This window comes from Paramagnetospirillum caucaseum (assembly GCF_000342045.1).
GTDB lineage: Bacteria > Pseudomonadota > Alphaproteobacteria > Rhodospirillales > Magnetospirillaceae > Phaeospirillum > Phaeospirillum caucaseum.
Map to the genome: position 1 here is coordinate 1 of NZ_AONQ01000058.1, position 15,677 is coordinate 15,677.

At 60.3% G+C, this 15,677-nt stretch carries 17 protein-coding genes; 5 read left to right on the forward strand and 12 right to left on the reverse strand.

Features of this window, described 5'->3' with window-relative positions; translation table 11 throughout:
- Positions 1 to 42: 42 nt before the first annotated feature.
- The 3 genes from H261_RS17300 to H261_RS17310 form a co-directional block, all read right to left on the reverse strand.
- Positions 43 to 237 carry a helix-turn-helix domain-containing protein gene (locus tag H261_RS17300; RefSeq protein ID WP_008620058.1) on the reverse strand — a complete coding sequence of 65 codons (195 nt, stop codon included), beginning with the start codon at positions 235 to 237 and terminating at the stop codon, positions 43 to 45.
- A 285-nt stretch (positions 238 to 522) separates the two neighbouring features.
- Complete coding sequence (locus H261_RS17305) at positions 523 to 1,248, reverse strand: hypothetical protein (protein ID WP_008620059.1); 726 nt, start codon at positions 1,246 to 1,248, stop codon at positions 523 to 525.
- Between the two features lie 71 nt (positions 1,249 to 1,319).
- Entirely contained in the window at positions 1,320 to 2,567 is a 1,248-nt protein-coding gene (locus H261_RS17310; RefSeq protein WP_008620061.1) for a tyrosine-type recombinase/integrase, read from the reverse strand.
- A gap of 560 nt (positions 2,568 to 3,127) precedes the next feature.
- Here H261_RS17310 and H261_RS26770 point away from each other — a divergent pair.
- Both H261_RS26770 and H261_RS24900 read left to right on the forward strand, forming a co-directional pair.
- On the forward strand, positions 3,128 to 3,448 hold the full coding sequence (locus tag H261_RS26770; RefSeq protein WP_407636096.1) for an HIRAN domain-containing protein: 321 nt from the start codon (positions 3,128 to 3,130) through the stop codon (positions 3,446 to 3,448).
- Positions 3,449 to 3,588: 140 nt separating this feature from the next.
- Entirely contained in the window at positions 3,589 to 4,014 is a 426-nt protein-coding gene (locus tag H261_RS24900) for a hypothetical protein (protein WP_152426933.1), read from the forward strand.
- Positions 4,015 to 4,347: 333 nt separating this feature from the next.
- Here the strand turns inward: H261_RS24900 and H261_RS17320 are convergent, their stop codons facing one another.
- The 6 genes from H261_RS17320 to H261_RS17345 form a co-directional block, all read right to left on the reverse strand.
- Complete coding sequence (locus H261_RS17320) at positions 4,348 to 5,379, reverse strand: virulence RhuM family protein (RefSeq protein WP_008620064.1); 1,032 nt, start codon at positions 5,377 to 5,379, stop codon at positions 4,348 to 4,350.
- Positions 5,376 to 7,121, reverse strand: coding sequence for a type I restriction-modification system subunit M (locus H261_RS17325; protein ID WP_008620065.1), 1,746 nt, complete (start codon positions 7,119 to 7,121; stop codon positions 5,376 to 5,378). The genes H261_RS17320 and H261_RS17325 overlap by 4 nt, the downstream gene beginning before the upstream one ends.
- A complete protein-coding gene (locus H261_RS17330; protein WP_008620067.1) occupies positions 7,118 to 7,663 on the reverse strand; it encodes a GNAT family N-acetyltransferase in 546 nt (181 codons plus the stop codon). The genes H261_RS17325 and H261_RS17330 overlap by 4 nt, the downstream gene beginning before the upstream one ends.
- Positions 7,664 to 7,744: 81 nt before the next feature.
- Positions 7,745 to 8,494, reverse strand: coding sequence for an AAA family ATPase (locus H261_RS17335; protein ID WP_008620068.1), 750 nt, complete (start codon positions 8,492 to 8,494; stop codon positions 7,745 to 7,747).
- On the reverse strand, positions 8,491 to 8,787 hold the full coding sequence (locus H261_RS17340) for a hypothetical protein (RefSeq protein ID WP_008620069.1): 297 nt from the start codon (positions 8,785 to 8,787) through the stop codon (positions 8,491 to 8,493). The genes H261_RS17335 and H261_RS17340 overlap by 4 nt, the downstream gene beginning before the upstream one ends.
- A 20-nt stretch (positions 8,788 to 8,807) precedes the next feature.
- Complete coding sequence (locus H261_RS17345; protein ID WP_008620070.1) at positions 8,808 to 9,461, reverse strand: peptidoglycan-binding domain-containing protein; 654 nt, start codon at positions 9,459 to 9,461, stop codon at positions 8,808 to 8,810.
- Between the two features lie 711 nt (positions 9,462 to 10,172).
- Here H261_RS17345 and H261_RS17350 point away from each other — a divergent pair.
- On the forward strand, positions 10,173 to 10,493 hold the full coding sequence (locus tag H261_RS17350) for a helix-turn-helix domain-containing protein (RefSeq protein WP_040476787.1): 321 nt from the start codon (positions 10,173 to 10,175) through the stop codon (positions 10,491 to 10,493).
- Positions 10,490 to 11,752 (forward strand): type II toxin-antitoxin system HipA family toxin, encoded by a 1,263-nt coding sequence (locus H261_RS17355; RefSeq protein WP_008620072.1) that lies wholly within the window; start codon positions 10,490 to 10,492, stop codon positions 11,750 to 11,752. Before H261_RS17350 ends, H261_RS17355 begins: the two co-directional genes overlap by 4 nt.
- A gap of 47 nt (positions 11,753 to 11,799) precedes the next feature.
- On the opposite strand, the gene H261_RS17360 is transcribed toward H261_RS17355, so the two are convergent.
- Positions 11,800 to 13,026, reverse strand: coding sequence for an AAA family ATPase (locus tag H261_RS17360; protein WP_008620073.1), 1,227 nt, complete (start codon positions 13,024 to 13,026; stop codon positions 11,800 to 11,802).
- Positions 13,027 to 13,742: 716 nt separating this feature from the next.
- Positions 13,743 to 13,925: a PDDEXK family nuclease gene (locus H261_RS17370; RefSeq protein WP_008620077.1), complete on the reverse strand. Its 183-nt coding sequence runs from the start codon at positions 13,923 to 13,925 to the stop codon at positions 13,743 to 13,745.
- A gap of 122 nt (positions 13,926 to 14,047) precedes the next feature.
- Between H261_RS17370 and H261_RS17375 the strand changes: the two genes are divergently transcribed.
- Positions 14,048 to 15,046 carry a hypothetical protein gene (locus H261_RS17375; protein WP_008620079.1) on the forward strand — a complete coding sequence of 333 codons (999 nt, stop codon included), beginning with the start codon at positions 14,048 to 14,050 and terminating at the stop codon, positions 15,044 to 15,046.
- Here the strand turns inward: H261_RS17375 and H261_RS25495 are convergent.
- Entirely contained in the window at positions 15,043 to 15,672 is a 630-nt protein-coding gene (locus H261_RS25495; RefSeq protein ID WP_008620085.1) for a hypothetical protein, read from the reverse strand. The genes H261_RS17375 and H261_RS25495 overlap by 4 nt on opposite strands.
- Between the last annotated feature and the right edge of the window lie 5 nt (positions 15,673 to 15,677).

Sequence of the window (15,677 nt, forward strand, 5' to 3'; positions counted from 1 at the left end):
GATTCCTTCTTTGGGATGCGCCGCTTCACAGCGGTGCGTTAATCAGGCGCTCAGGCTTGCCAGCCAGCGCTCGGCCTCGTCGGCGGGGATCAGAGTCCTCCCGCCGCATTTGACAACCTTCAGACGGCCATCCGTGATTTCACGGTAGGCGCTGGTCCGCCCAATGCCGTAGAGCTTGCAATATTCGGGAATGGAGAAAGCGCGCTTGGCGCTATCGGTGCTGTTGGCCTTGCTCATGGGATGTAATCTCCCGGAGCGCGCACAAAAAAACCGTCAGATGACAAGTCCATGCGCGCCCCGCAATGGGGTTGAAACACATGGCTTTGTTGTCCGACGGTCGTATGGGCGACATGCACCCTCAGACTTCTTAAACGAAGCACGGACTCATTCGTACAGGATCGGAATAAGGCGGGCAAGATAAAAACATTCTGACGACGCGGCAAACTTTTGGCGCCACTGCAGCCAGCAGGGAAGCGCAGTGCGGGGTCCGCGCTTGTCGGACCGTCGCCCTATCCCCGCTCTCTAATAGCAACTCGTCTGAACGGTATTACCAACCTTGTACGAATTGCACTGGATAGGCTTCTGATACGCTGGCTGGTAGTTCTGCATCATCTGCTGTTGAGCCATAGACTGTTGCCGCATCTGATTGCCGAACATCATCATAGCGGCAGACATTCGCATAGCATCTTCTGCGTCCTGTTGGGCTGCAACTGCCATATCTGATTTCCACCCCTCGAAATCACGCCATGTGTCGATAAGCTCTTCGGCGGCTCCGGCCCATGTGCTGGATAATGATATCAGCCGAAAACGCTCGGCAAGAAAGCCATCGGGGAGCGTATCCTTCTTTCCGAGTTCAATATGAGCCGACAGCCTATCCCCCTCTTCCTTTCTAGACCGGGCAATGAGCCTTTGACGATCTCCGAACCATGCATCGACCATCCGGGGGGTTGGGCCGGTTTCCATAAATTTAAGGAAGGCAGCCAAAACGGCTTCCCGCCCCTCGGACATCGCCTTAGAATCAGCCATCCGAACGGCTTCGGCAATGGTGCGGTTAAAGTCGTCAGCCGTCTTGAAGGAAATAGCCTGTAGTGCGGCGGTATAGAGCCGGCCCCCTTCAATAACGTCTGATTGATGAACGGCTTGGCGTGAGGCCCAGATGGCCCCCCATTTCGCTCCGGTGGTTTCCTGTTTGGTGGCGCATGACGCCAGCAGCAGAACAGAGGCTAAAACATAGATGGTGCGGCGCATGGAACTCTCCTTACAGCTCACTCAGACCCATTGATAGTAGCAGAGATGCTACTCGACGGCACCGGCCCGCTTTATTCCGCCTTGCGAAGCGGAATGATGTTCTTGGCGTCTCGGCCATCGCCCACGATATAGGCGACGTGCCTTGCCCATGTTTCAAGCGCCGCCCGCTTCTCGGTCAGGTACTCATGCCGGTTGTAGTGCACAGCGGTCACGTCGCCCTTGGCATGGTTCAGCACTCGGCCAATGGTATCGTGGGGGATGTTCAGCGCAGCCATGCCGCTTGCAACGGTGCGGCGGATATCGTGAAGGGTCCAGCCCGTCACCTCGGAATCCCGATCCAGAATTTCCTTCAGCCGCTTTTGGCCCGCATACGGCTTGCGTCCAGTGACGGAAAAGACAAAGCCGGTCTTTTCGTTCTTTTCCTCCAACAACGCCAAGATTTCGGGCGACAGAGGAATGACGTGTTCACGCTTGCCTTTGTTGCGGCTTGCGGGAAGGGTCCACAGCTTTCCTTCAAGATCAATTTCAGGCCACGGCAGGCACCGAACCTCATCTCGCCGTTGCCCGGTCAGGATTAACATTTTGACTAATGACCGGCTTGGCTCATTCAAGTTATCGGCAGTCTTCCAGATGGCTTTAAGCTCGTCGTCGGACAGGACGCGAGAACGGGGCTTCTCGCCCTTGTATTGCTTCTTCACCACTGCGGCAGGGTTGGCGTCGATATACTCACGCTCGGCTGCGAAATTGAGCGCCGCTTTGATTTGGGCGTGCACCCGGTTCACTTGAGCGGTAAGCCCGCCCTTGTGCTGCATATCGTCCAGAAGCTCTATCACATCAGCGCGGCGCAGTTCGCTTACCGGCTTGTCGCCCAGCTTCGGCAGAACATGCGCTTCAAACATGCGCTCGGTCAGCTTCCAGCGCCGTTGGTTGGGCTTGCAGTGCTTCTCGATGTATTCCGCCACCACCACGCGCATGGTGCGATTGGTGATTTCATCGGCAGCCACCGCCGAAGCCTTCTCAGCGTCTTCCCGCGCCAACAGATCAACACCCCTAGCCGCATGGGCGGATATGTCCTTTGCCCGCGTGCGAGCGTCGGAGAGCGACACAACAGGATCGGACGAGCCGGGAGTGCGGTAAATGCCAATGGTCGCCCGCGCCTGCTTGCCGCCCTTGGGGCAGTACCGGACACACCACGACATTACACCGGTAGCAGTGATGCGCAGGAACAGGCCGGGGGCCTCAGTGTCGCCAATCTCGACGCGGCCCGCCTCGGGGGCTTTCACGGTCTGCAAATAGCGGTCTGTGAGCTTCTTCTTCATCGCCTTGCCTACCGTGTCTCGTCGCCTGGGGCTTTCGGGGACTACATGGGGACTACAGATATCCCGGCTTGCTGCGAACATTCCCGGACATCTGGGGACTAGATTACTCACGAACATGGCGCAGTGCAAAGGCTTTATGATACGGCTACAGATAATGCTGAACGGTGGCGGACATGAACCTACATGTCTCCTAGACGTGAAGCCTCCCTGTTTGACTTTACCCCCCGGTGCATAACCGGGGGGTTTCTTTTTCAATGGGTTAGCGGTTTGCCGACTGTGCAGGCGGCGGGGCAACAGCGCGCCAAGTGGCATAGGAGTGGCAAAAACAATCGGTGGAAGAGAGTGCGCAACGGTACCCATGCAACCTAATTCATGATTTTATTGGGCTCGCCATCATCGATTGAAAGGCTCCGTAGATGGAATGGGCACCTCTAGCCATGCTTGCCGTCTTAGCCAGCGCCTATTTATTATTTTGGCGGCGGAGAAAATCTGCCGCCCCCCTATGGGGCAATCGATCCGTCATGGGGCATCCAGCCATTCCCGCTATCAAGCAATGGCACATGGGGATCGTTGGAGAAACTCACTATCAGGCGCAAATTAGGCGGTCATCGGAGGGGGAAACGCTGGAGTTTGTTCGGGAGCCCGAAAACCAGCATGACGGAGATGCCGTAAAGGTCTGTCGGTTGAGCGGCGAAACGCTAGGCTATATAGCCGCTGTGAGGGCTGGCGAAATGACTCGCAGCCTCGAACGTGGCGATAGGTATGAGGTGATCTTGGCCGAAAAAACAGGCAGTACCGCATGCCATGGAGTGGTCATTCATGTGCGTCTCTTAGAACGCAAGCCAACCGTAAGAAAGAAGCGGTCAACAACAAACCATTAAGCATTCGGCTTCCGCGTTGGTTTGCGGCGGCGAGCCGGCGACAGGAGTGGTGGCAAGCCGCAAATCCAGAATGCATTACATTGACGGACGCAACCACTGGGTGCGACCATCGGCACCCATCCTACCGGCGAGATTGATCAATGCAAGCGGCTCTTTTATCTGCATTAACCATTATGGCAATCTTGGTGGGCACCTCCGCCGCCAATTCAAAAGAGAACGTCAATGGCGATCTCATGGTCAAATTGACCAAAACTATAGAGAGCGCGGTTGGTTCAGGAGTAAAGGCTACTCTAAAAGACCCAGGTTCAGCGCAATTAAGATACTCCACAGCCTTCAAAAGTAAGGAGCTATCTAGCGCTGACATGACCATAACAATAGTGTGCGGAACGGTGAATGCAAAAAACAGCTTCGGTGGATATGTCGGCGAGCGTATGTTTAAAGCAACTGTTGCCACCTTAAAGGATACAGGAAAAACCTTCGCGATTGGGCCTGTGTCTATCCAGGGCAACGAACCATCTGAAAAATTTCTTCGCTATCATGGGCGTGAGTGCGTCTGGCGCGACTAGCGCCTCGCCCCCCCTTTGATTGGCACACCCTTTGGAAGGTTGCTGCGGCGCACGCCCTCTGCCCAAGAGACATGCGGGATTAGCCTTCGACGCACTCAATTTTGATGCGCCGGGAATTCAACTGAACCGAAAAAACCTCTGAATGGGAGAGAGCGCGGCCCACCCCCCTCATCTGCCCGAAGATTTCATCCCCCCTCCCTGGCCGACTCCCCATCTATCCCCGTGGGAACAGGAGAAAGGTGAGAGCGGGCAATGATGGCATGGCGCAACTTGTCCTTTGGGGCTTGCGGCGGCGGAACGGCGGCAAGAGCGGGGCGGTTCGCAGCCAGTGTTTTAGCCGTTCGGCGGCAGGGGTTTCCTGGACCGGCTGGCGGCGCTTTCCAGCGCCCGCAGCTCGGATTCGACGTCTTGCTCGTACTCTACCTCGGCCGCCCGTTTGTCGGAGGCCTTGCGGGCGGCGTCGAAGGTGGCGTAACGCTGGTCGATGACCTTCAGCATGTTCTCGTGGCTGACGCTGCCGGCATGGGTCAGGACGGCGCGTTCGGCCAGCTTCAGGTACTGGTCGGCAAAGCCGATCCAGTCGGCCATGGTGGTTTGCTGGCGGCGTTCGGCGCGGTCCTCGGCCAAATCCAGGAAGGCGGAAACCAGGCGGTCAAGGTCGCGCATCTCGGCATCGGCCAGATAGTTCTTGGCGGTGGCGACATCGATCTTGCGCACCTTGGTTCCCGACCATGCGTTCAGGCCCATGTTGGGCTTGGCCGGGTCGGCACGGTTCAGAATCAGTTCGGCGGCGGTCTGGCCGGTGACCGCCCACAGCATCTTGTTCTGGATGGCCTGGAAGAAGCGCCGGGCGGTCTCGGACGTCTTGTCGTAATCCACGGCGGTGGCGAACAGCTCGCGGACCTTTTGATAGAAGCGCTTTTCCGACGCCCGGATCTCGCGGATACGTTCCAGCAGTTCGTCGAAGTAATCCAGGCCGGCAGCCGGTTCCTTCAGCCGGGCATCGTCGATGGCGAAGCCCTTGATCAGGTAATCCTGCAGGACATGGGTGGCCCAGCGGCGGAATTGACTGCCGCGTGGGCTGCGGACGCGATAGCCGACCGCCAGGATGGCTTCCAGCCGGTAATGCTTGGTCTGGTAGGCCTTTCCATCGGCGGCAGTTGTCAAGTAATCCTTGACGACTGAAGCCTCGGCCAGTTCGGCATCGCGGAAAATGGTTTTCAGGTGCAGGCTGACATTCTGCTTGGTGGTCTGGAACAGCTCGGCCAGTTCGGCTTGGCTCAGCCAGACGGTGCCGTCCTGGACTTTCAGACGCAGCTGGGTGCCGCCGTCCTCGGTGTTGTAGAGGATGACCGTGTCGCTCATCCCGCGATCTCCTCCAGCATGGCCTGAATGCGGCCCACCACCTGCTTCAGATCGGCGTCGATGGCCTCCAGCGGGCGCGGCGGCTGGATGACGTAGAAGTGCCGGTTGAAGGGGATTTCGTAGCCGATCTTGGTCTTGTCGTGGTCGATCCAGGCATCGGGCACATGGGGCAGGACCTCGCGCTTGAAGTATACCTCGACGTCCTCGGACAGGGGGACGTTCTCGGTGTCGCGCAGTTTGGCATCCGCCACCTTCTTGCCCTTGGCCTTGGCCTTGCCCTTACTCCCCAGCACCGGCTTGCCGTTCTCCATCAGCGGGCGTTCCACGGTGATGGTGCGGTAGCCGAAGTCGGCGTTCTTGAAGATGCGGCTGATGGGCTTGCCGTCCGCCTCGGCCTCCTTGAACCCGCCGAACAGGCGGGTGATTTCGGCGATGTGGCCGTCGGACAGTTCCTTGCGCTTGGCTCCCAGGCTCTTGCGCATCTTCTGCCACATGCCCGAGGCGTCGATCAGTTGGACGCTTCCCTTGCGGTGCTCGGGCTTGCGGTTGCTGACGATCCACACATAGGTGCTGATGCCGGTGTTGTAGAACATGTCGGTGGGCAGGCCGATGATCGCCTCCAGCAGATCGTTCTCCAGCACATGGCGGCGGATTTCGCTCTCGCCGCTCTCCGCGCCGCCGGTGAACAGGGGGGAGCCGTTCAAGACGATGCCGAAGCGTGAACCGCCCTCCGAGACGGGCCGCATCTTGGCAATCAGGTGCAGCAGGAACAGCATGGAGCCATCGGACACGCGGGGCAGACCGGGGCCGAAGCGCCCGTTATAGCCCTGGGTTTCGTGTTCCTTACGGACTTCCTTTTCGACCTTCTTCCATTCCACGCCAAACGGCGGATTGGACAGCATGTAGTCGAAGGTGGTGGCGGGATGGCCGTCCTCGGACAGGGTGTTGCCGAAGACGATCTTGGAGACGTCCTGGCCCTTGATCAGCATGTCCGCCTTGCAGATGGCGTAGGATTCGGGGTTCAGCTCCTGCCCGAACACGGTCAGGCGGGCCTTGGGGTTGTGTTCCTCCAGATACTCACCGGCAATGGACAACATGCCGCCGGTTCCCGCCGTGGGGTCATAGATGGTCCGCACCACGCCCGGCTTGGACAGCACGTCGTCATCCTCGATGAAGATCAGGTTGACCATCAGGCGGATGACTTCGCGCGGCGTGAAGTGTTCACCGGCGGTCTCGTTGGACAGTTCGGCGAACTTGCGGATCAGCTCCTCGAAGACCAGGCCCATCTGGTGGTTGCTGACCTGATCGGGGTGCAAGTCCACCTGGGTGAACCGCTCGGTGACCTGATACAGCAAGCCGGACTTGGCCAGACGCTCGATCTGAGTGTGGAACTCGAACCGCTCGAACACGTCGCGCACGGCGGGCGAGAAGGCGTTGATGTAGCTGTAGAGGTTCTGGCTGATGTGGTCCTGATCGCCCATCAGCTTCTTCATGTCCAAGGGCGAGACGTTGAAGAAGCTTTGGTCCGCCACCCGCAGCACGAAGGGATCAGGGGTGATGCCTTGGGCCTGCTTGGCCTGATACTCGGCCAGGACGGCGGGCTTGGTGGTCTCAAGGACGCAATCCAGTCGGCGCAGCACGGTGAAGGGCAGGATGACGCGTCCGTATTCGGACTGCTTGTAATCACCGCGCAAAAGATCAGAGACAGACCAAATGAAGGCCGACAGGGACTGTTGGTTCATAGGGGAGAGTGACCTCTACGCAGGAATGACGGGCGCAGAGGACGGTAAAGGGAACCACCAAAGCGCGCAAGGGCGAGACATAGCGAAATGCAGCCCCATATTTCGCTTATGCCCGCAAGGGAGAAGTCCTGGCCTTCGTTGGCCGGGGCCTCGACCGCCCCATGGCGGAGCCACAGCCTTTCCGATGCGACATTGCCCACGGGGATGCGGCCACTGATGCTCCTCAGTCCATGGGACTTGGCGATGGCCAGGCAATGGGTGAACACGTCGCGCATGATCCCCTTTCCCCAGTGCTCGCTGGCAAGCCAGTAGCCAAGGCGCCCGCGCCTGTCGGGATCATTCAGACGACTGATCGAGAGCAGCCCCAATGCCCTGCCGTCTCCCACCGTGACGGCAAATGCGACGGCGTCATGGGCTTTGCACCAAGTTGCGGTCTGCGCCATGAACTGGCCGGCGGTCAGAGGGGGCTTGGATGGAGCGTATCCCAGGGCGGAGGCCAACTTGGTGTCGGTGTTGAGGATTTCCGCCAGCGCCTGGCACATGCCATCGACGCCAGCTCCGTTATCGGACCGGGCGGAAGCAATCGCGACAAGGCTCGCTGAGGGCATGGACAAGGGGACGTTTCACGCGTCATCGAACAGCTCGCGCAAGGCCTTGTCCGGGTCCATGAGGAAACGGCGGGTGACGCGGAAATGCTCGGTGTCCCGCAAAGTCACCGAATGGATGGTGCCGCCGTCCAGCGACAGCAGATCGGCCCCAGGCAAGGCCATCAGAATGGGCGAATGGGTGGCGATGATGGCCTGCACTTGGCCCGAACGCTGCCAGTCGCGCAGGATGCGCAGGAAGGCCAACTGGCGGGCGGGCGACAGGGCCACTTCCGGCTCGTCCAGCAGGTAGATGGCGCGGTCGAACGAGTCCAGGCGGTGGCGGAACATGGCCATGAAGGCCTCGCCATGGCTTTGCCGGTGCAACTCCCGCCCGCCCTGGCGATCCATGGACCCCACCTCGTCCAGATAGCCGGCCAGACCGAAAAAGCTCTCGGCGCGAAAGAAGAAGCCGTTGGACACCTTGGGCAGCCAGGACAGCCGCAGGGCGCTCCCCAGGGCGCCCGCCCCCGGCTCATCGCCCGGCCGGTGATCCCGGCTACCACCCAGCATGGGGAAGCCCGCGCAAGCGGCAATGCCCTCGATCAGGGTGGATTTGCCGCTGCCGTTCTCGCCCACCAGGATGGTGATGGCCGCTCCGAGGCCGAGGGAGAATTCGTTCCCCTTCAGGAACGGGAGGTGGCCGAAGGGAAAGCGCCCGAGCTCCACTTTCTCGGGCAACAGGGTGATACGCTTGAGGAAGGGGGCGGCAAGGCCGGATGTCTTCATGCCTCCTCCTCACTGCCATCGGGCGGGGTGGGCAGTTGGAAGGGATTGCCGTCCGCGTCCAGCAGGGTCAGGTCGGAATAGCCCACCATCTGCCCGACGAAGCGAAAGCCCAGGTGATAGGCCTGCGCTAGGCTGCCCCCCCGAATCCGGGTTGGCTTGTCGAGCAGGCTGCACCACACCAAGCACTCCGAAACGATATCATCGATGGCCTCGGGGGCGCCTACATAGATGTGGAACGGTTCAAGGGAGCCATCGGCTCCCTTGGCCGTCACCTCAACGGCGAACTCTTCCATTCGATTGAAGCCTCCAAGCTTCAGGGCCAGTCGCCGGTGTTGAGCGGAGGCATGGGCCTGCCGGTGCGGCATGCCGCATTACGCTCGGATGCCGATGACCAGCAATTGTTCCGAATGCGAGGGGCCGGCGGAAGGGAGCGGCAGATGCTGCTGTCCTTGTCATACAGCTCATCGCATTCATCTCCGGACATTGGCCCCCGGTCACCGGGGCAGGAATTGCCACCGCCTCCACCGCCTTTCGATCTGCGTTGCAGGATCGTGTCGAGCAGATTGGTTGCCGCCGGATTATAGGCCAATTGCTGGCCGTCGTCGGAGCCAGAATTGTCCGCCTGGGCGAGTTTCCTGTTCATGGAGGCAAGAGTCGGCCCCTCGGGCTTCATGATGCCGTCCACCTCGAGGTCGTGGTCCTTCTGGAAGGACTTGATGCTCTCGAACATGGGCGTGTCCGGCCAGGGCGTCATGCCATAGGTGGCCGGCGCTTCATAATAGCCGAGATCGGAAAGGCCAGACTTGACGTTCCAGACGTCCTCGGGGTCGGTGGGATAGGAGCTTCCGATGGTATCTTCAGGGTGATGGACATGGCAAATCCTTAGCGATGCGACCGGCGCGCGAGCCTCAGGCCGCGCAGCCGCGTGCGCGTGAAGGGATAGGGGGGATGCGGATGCCAGACGCATCTTGCTCGCTCATCACTTGTGAGAGCCGAGCCGGCGGGCGATCCATTGTGGACAATGCCAGACTTATCTGGATTTGATAAGAACAAAAACAGAATATTGCGGATGAGTGTAAGGCTGGACCTGCCGCCCCAATCTGTGCCACCCTCGGAATCGGGTGGCGACCGCATCATGTGATTTCAATGACTTGGCGACAAGGCTGGCTGGTTCCTAGTCCCCCGATACGCTGTCGGATGCCCCATAAGATGCAAGGTCATTGTATCTAACCCACTGGAAACAAAGGCAGCGGGGGCAGAATCGATGCGCCTGTGGATGGTCGCGGCCGAGGCGGCTGTTTCAGTCTTGGAGCGCGACGGAGAACTCACTGCAGATTTCCGCCGTGTGACACAGGAGTGGTTGCCGGCGTATCGATGGATGGCCGACCAGATGGCGCTACGCCCCGGGCTAACATATTGAAATTGCTTTGATTATGCGGTCAATAATGACGTCAGCGAAAAGGCGATGAGGTCGGGTCAACGTGCCTGTGGATGAGTCGCGGTTACAAAACGTTACTTTTAGGGTTCTATATCTTCCCAAGTCAGAAAATGATGTCAGATGGCTTGTCACTGGCCGGATATGCCTGAGCCTGGGGCCTCTCGTCATCGCCCGCGCACTTGCTTTTATGTAAATTATGCTTCACATTATAGCGGCATAATGTCAATATATGTTACCGTTATGACGTCATCAGCATACAAGCCGGCCCTCAGTGCCAGGCACGCGATCCGGCAGATCGGCGCCAATCTCAAGCGGGCCCGATTGCGCCGAAAGCTGCCCATGGAAGTGGTGGCTGACCGCGCGCGCATCACCCGCCAGACCCTTGCCAAGGTGGAGCGTGGGGATACCTCGGTCAGCATCGGCATCTATGCCACGGTGATGCACGCTCTCGGGCTCATCGACAAGCTGGGCGATGTGGCAAACGATCCCATGGCGTCCATGCTGGAGGATGAGGCGCTGCCGAAGCGAATCCGCGCCAGGAAGAAGGTGTCCGAATCATGAGCAACCAGATCGAGGTCCATATCGACACCGGCATCCTGGTTTGCAAGGTGGGAACGCTGCGCGTTCACCAGCGCGGCGCGACGTTCGAGTATTCCGACGTGTGGCGGGAGCATGACGAGAGGTTTGCCATTGAGCCGGCGCTGCATGTCGGACCCGGCATCATCACGCCGGCTGGCGATCGCTCCATGTTCGGTTCGATCGGTGATTCGGCGCCTGATACCTGGGGCCGCCGGCTGATGCAGCGGCGAGAGCGACGGGCGGCGAACAAAGAGGGGCGCCAAATCAGGACCCTGACTGAGGCTGATTATCTGCTTGGCGTCACCGATGTGGCGCGCCTAGGTGGGCTCCGCTTTCGCCGTGCCGGTGAACAGGAGTTCCTGGCACCGTTGGCCACGGGTCAGCCAATCCCGCCATTTATTGAACTACCTCGCTTGTTGTCGGTGACGGAGCGGGTGCTGCGCGATGAGGAGACGGACGAGGATCTGTTGCTGCTGTTTGCCCCCGGTTCGTCGCTCGGCGGGGCTCGGCCGAAGGCGTCCATTGCTGATAAGGACGGCCACCTGGCTATCGCCAAGTTTCCCAAGCAGGACGACGATTACAGCATAGAGGCGTGGGAAGAGGTGGCCCTGACCCTGGCCGATATGGCGGGGATCGACGTGGCGTCCCATCGTCTGGAGAAAGTCGCTGGGCGGGATGTGCTGGTTTCGCGCCGCTTTGATCGGGCAACCGGTACCGGCCACCGACGTGCTTTCCTGTCGGCCATGTCCATGCTGGGCCTCAAGGATGGTGACAAGCAGAACGCCAGCTATCCCTATCTCGTCGAGGCGCTGCAGGAGCACGGCGACAAGAGTGGCCAGGATACCAGCGAACTATTCCGTCGGATGGTGCTGTCGATCCTCATTTCCAACGTGGACGACCACCTACGCAACCACGGCTTCCTGTGGGAGCCAGAGTTCAAAGGCTGGCGGCTGTCGCCTGCCTATGATCTCAATCCCGTGCCGCGCGACGTCAAACCGGGTGTGTTGAGCACCAACATCTCCTTGGACGAGGCCACCTGTTCGATTGACCTGGCGCGCGAAAGCGGAGAGGAGTTTTTTGGGCTGTCGCTGGCCGAGGTCAATTCGATTGTCCGCGAGGTGGCCTGGGCAGTAGCACAATGGCGCCAAGTAGCTCAGCGATTACAGATTCGACCGTCCGAGATCGGGCGTATGGCCAGCGCCTTCGAGCATGACCAGCTCAAGCTGGCATTAGCCGTGTAGGCGAGTGTGACCTGAGGTCGGCAAATTTGGGGGGCGGTCATCAAGATTTAGCCTGCTCTACCCTGGGAAAGAACCAGCGGGATACTCCATGGATCGCTCTGGTGGATCAGGAGGTGCCCCTGCAAAGCGGCAGCCGAAATGCCGCCACCGGCCAGCGCCGCCTCCACCGATTGGGCAAGTTCGGGCAGTTCCGGATGAAAGCGCAGGACCATGCGGCCCGCATCCGCTGGCCCCAGCGGTCCAATCTCAGCGATCCGATCAATGCGGCCTGGCCGGATCAGGGCGGGATCGAGGCGGTCCGGATGGTTGGTGGTCATGAACAGTAATCGTCCCTCGGCCGCCGCGACGCCGTCCAAGGCATTGAGCAGGCCGGACAGGGTGATCTTGGCCTCGGCCGATTCCCGTGTCGGAGCCGCCGCGTCGATATCCTCGAACACCAGGGCGGCTTTGCTCGGCACCGCGGCCAGATAGCGGCGCAGGGCGGCATCGTCCAGTCGGGATGACGCCAGATCGAGAATGGCCAGGTCCATGTCCAACTCGCTGGCCAGGGCGCGAATCAGGCTGGTTTTGCCGGTGCCTGGCGGCCCCTGGAACAGATAGCCTCGCCGCCATGGAATGCCGCGCTCTGCATACCAATCGCGACGCTCCAAGAAAATCTGGGCGTCCTGAAGCAGGGATTCCGCCAGACCGGGAGCGGTGATGACCGAGGACAGAGGACGGCGGGTTGCACGGGCGATCTCTTCCCAGTCGCCGAACTCCGACGGCCCATGGACGATGACCGAATTGGCCCGCTGGTCATAGCGGGTGGCCAGTTCCTCCATGAACGACCGCAGGCAATCGCGGCGAAGGCTGAGGGCCGTCAGGGTGATGACCTCGCGATCCTTCTGCCGCGTATCGGCCTCGACCGCCTCGCGCCGGAGCAGCAGCCAGCCGCCGCGATGCCGCAGCAAATGGCTGCCGGGACCGGGAACCAGCCACACCGGCTGTTCCTCGGGCTCATGGAAACTCTCCCGGACGAAACAGGCCACCGCAAGGTTCCGGCAGCGGCGGGTATAGGGATGATCGTGCAGCCAGGCTTCGAGATGACGGAAGGCCTTGGTCCGGCCATCGACCCGCAAGGTGGGCAGGGCGTGGGACGCCAGTCTGCGAACGGCATTTCGGGCGAGAGCCGTGGCGAAGGCCAAGGCGCCGCCGAGAAAGCCCAGGGCCAGTCCACCGGAGAACACCTCGTTCTCGGCTTGGTTCGCGACAAAGTTCAGGAGGGCGTCAATCATCGCCGTCCCCCGCGACTGTCGGGCCGCCAACACGAAACACCGACACGGAAGGCTCCGGTCGGTCCAGGGGGGCATAAAGGCCTGTTATGGTAAAAATCTAAGGCGCGAAGAAAATCTAGGCCGAGCCGCCGCTCATTGCAAGGGCGATGGATGCCGATGTGGCGGGGCTGCATCACTACGCCAAAATCTTGGCGCCTCTGCTTAGGCCGTTGATAGCCCATCGGAATTATTTCTTGAGATTCGAATCTCTGATAACGGAGCGGCCCCGTAAAAATCGGAAGAATTCGATGCAATTAGCCTGTTCATCGTTGACGCCTCACATGATCACATTGTTCTGCGAGCGCCGCCTCGCTTCTGTCTTGCCTTCTGACGTCACCCTCGCTCTTCGGGGATATCTGGTGGGTTTGCTTGCGCGACGGGAGTATCCGCCGTACCGAGGCACCCAGATAGATTTTGAGGTCGTTGCGGCCGCTCTTTCAATTGAGCCCATTCAGCTTCGATCCGCAAAGGCACAGTTGGAGCCGATCTTTGATGCCGTGTCCCGCTCCGTTGCTGAAGCCGAACTGCGGCCTCACGCGGCCGTTCAGAGTAAGGGTGGCAAGAGCACATCGCCGCGAGGGCCAAGGAAGTCCGTGGGGAAGCCTCCCAAGACGATCGTGGAATTTCCCGAGCCGTTGCAGGGCACGTAGGATGAACCTGATGATTTCGGCACCGCCTTACGCCTGTTCGCGGAAGGAAATGACGTCGGCGTCGAACTCCAGGCAGCGGACGAAATCTCGTTCCAGTTGGGATTCCCAATGGATGATGCGTCCGCTCTTCACGCTGGGGAAGCGACCCTTGGTGCCGACCATGGCGCGGCTGATGACCCGCCTGACCCGCTCTCCTTCCATGCTCAGCATCACATGCCTCATTTGTGCGACGTGACGCACAACATACGCCGATAGCCCGCATTCCTGCAAGCTCTGTTGCAACATGTGCGTCGCGACGATACCTTGCGATCAGGCTTCCTTGAGCGACCGGCATGAACCTTCTGACCTGTGACCAAGCCCTGGATCGCATTCGCGCTCCGGGCACCCGCCCGGTGTGGCTCGTCGCCGCCGAGGCTGTCGAGGGCGTCTGTGCTGCCGCGACCTGGCGGGAACGGCATGCCCTAGTCGGCGACTGGATCGCGGAAGCCGCCGAGGCGGCGGGGATCGGCGCCAATATGATGAGGCGCTGGATGGCGGCCCGACGCTTTCTGAGCGAGTGGGAAAGCTCTCATCCGGAGTCCGGCACCCTGGCATTGGCCGAGCAGGGGAAGATTTCCCCTGCGGCAGCCGAAATTCTCAAGCGAATGGCGGAAGTGGCGCCGGCAGACATCGTCCCGGCCATCGATTGCTTCGCGGGCAGCGGAATGACCATCCGGGATCTCCGCCAAACCTATGCGTCCGCCCTTGGGAAGGCCGCAAAAACCATCGACTCGGTCGTTGTCGCCAATCCCCCCTATGCCTCGGCAGCCGGAGCGGGGCGGCGTGCAGTGAACAAGCTCGGCTCTGAGCTGGTCCGCCAACGGACGACCGGAGCGTCGAAGCTCCTATTCTCCTTGGCCAACGATCATCTGGGGGATCTCTCAGGAAATACTGACCGGACCGCCCTGTTCTATGGCCGCTACAAATTCCGCTTCGTTGCGCCCGATGCGGTTGCGGTATGCCGACAGGATTACGGAATCGCGCATCTCGACGGCTATGCCTTCAAGGCGCTGGATAAAGTGCCGGTCCGCGAATCCTATGGCCGCCTGCTCGCCGAAACCCAATTCGCCGCCACATTCTTCCGCCGCTATTGGCTGCTGATCCATGGCCCCAGGGCGGTTGCCCAGGAAATTGCCGACGATGTGCATCGCCTGGAAATGGGGGCAGTCGGGGTTGCTGTTGCCGATCCGCAGGCAAAGCCTCTCCTCGACGTCGTCCTGCGTCCTGTCGCCCCTCCCTTCCCCGACCGCCAGAATGAGGCCAAGGAAGAGGTGTTGGGGCAGGGGATTTAGGCGGTACCGCCGTCCGGCTCTGCTTCCGCACTTTGCTCGGTGGCGGTAATCTCAATGTCGAGCTCCTGGCGGATACCGCTTGCGACTTCTAGCAATGCGTCGATTCCATCTCGTAGCCGCTTCAGTTCGAGACCGCGCCGTTGAGGCGTTTCACCTTCGAAGAGAATCTTGACGTCCGTAAACAGGACCCTGGCCAGTCGGGCATCTTCACCGTCGTCCAGTTGTTGGGCAACGCTGTCGTCAGCCCATGCAGCATCCTCTCCAGACGTCTCCGCAACCGCATGCTTTATGCAACAACCGATGAGATCGCGGGCGGTGCGATCGACTGTCCGGGCCTTATCAATCCAGCCTCCGGACGAGTGACTTGCTCCCCTGGCATCGGGATCAAAATACCAGGGCCGCGACCGGTCGATTAAGGTTCGGAGCTTGTCGGCCAAGTCATCAGTTTCACGAAACGGGCGCCGATGTCCCGGTATGTTCCCCCGGTGCTTCCAGAGCTGGAGGATCAGGTCGAAGAGCTCTCGTTCCAGGCTAGCCTTCTCCGGGCCTGCAGCTTTTTCGGCATCTTGCAGGCGTTCCGCAAGATAATGAGCCATCCACTGGCCGAGTGTGTCGGTCGGTTCCAACTGCA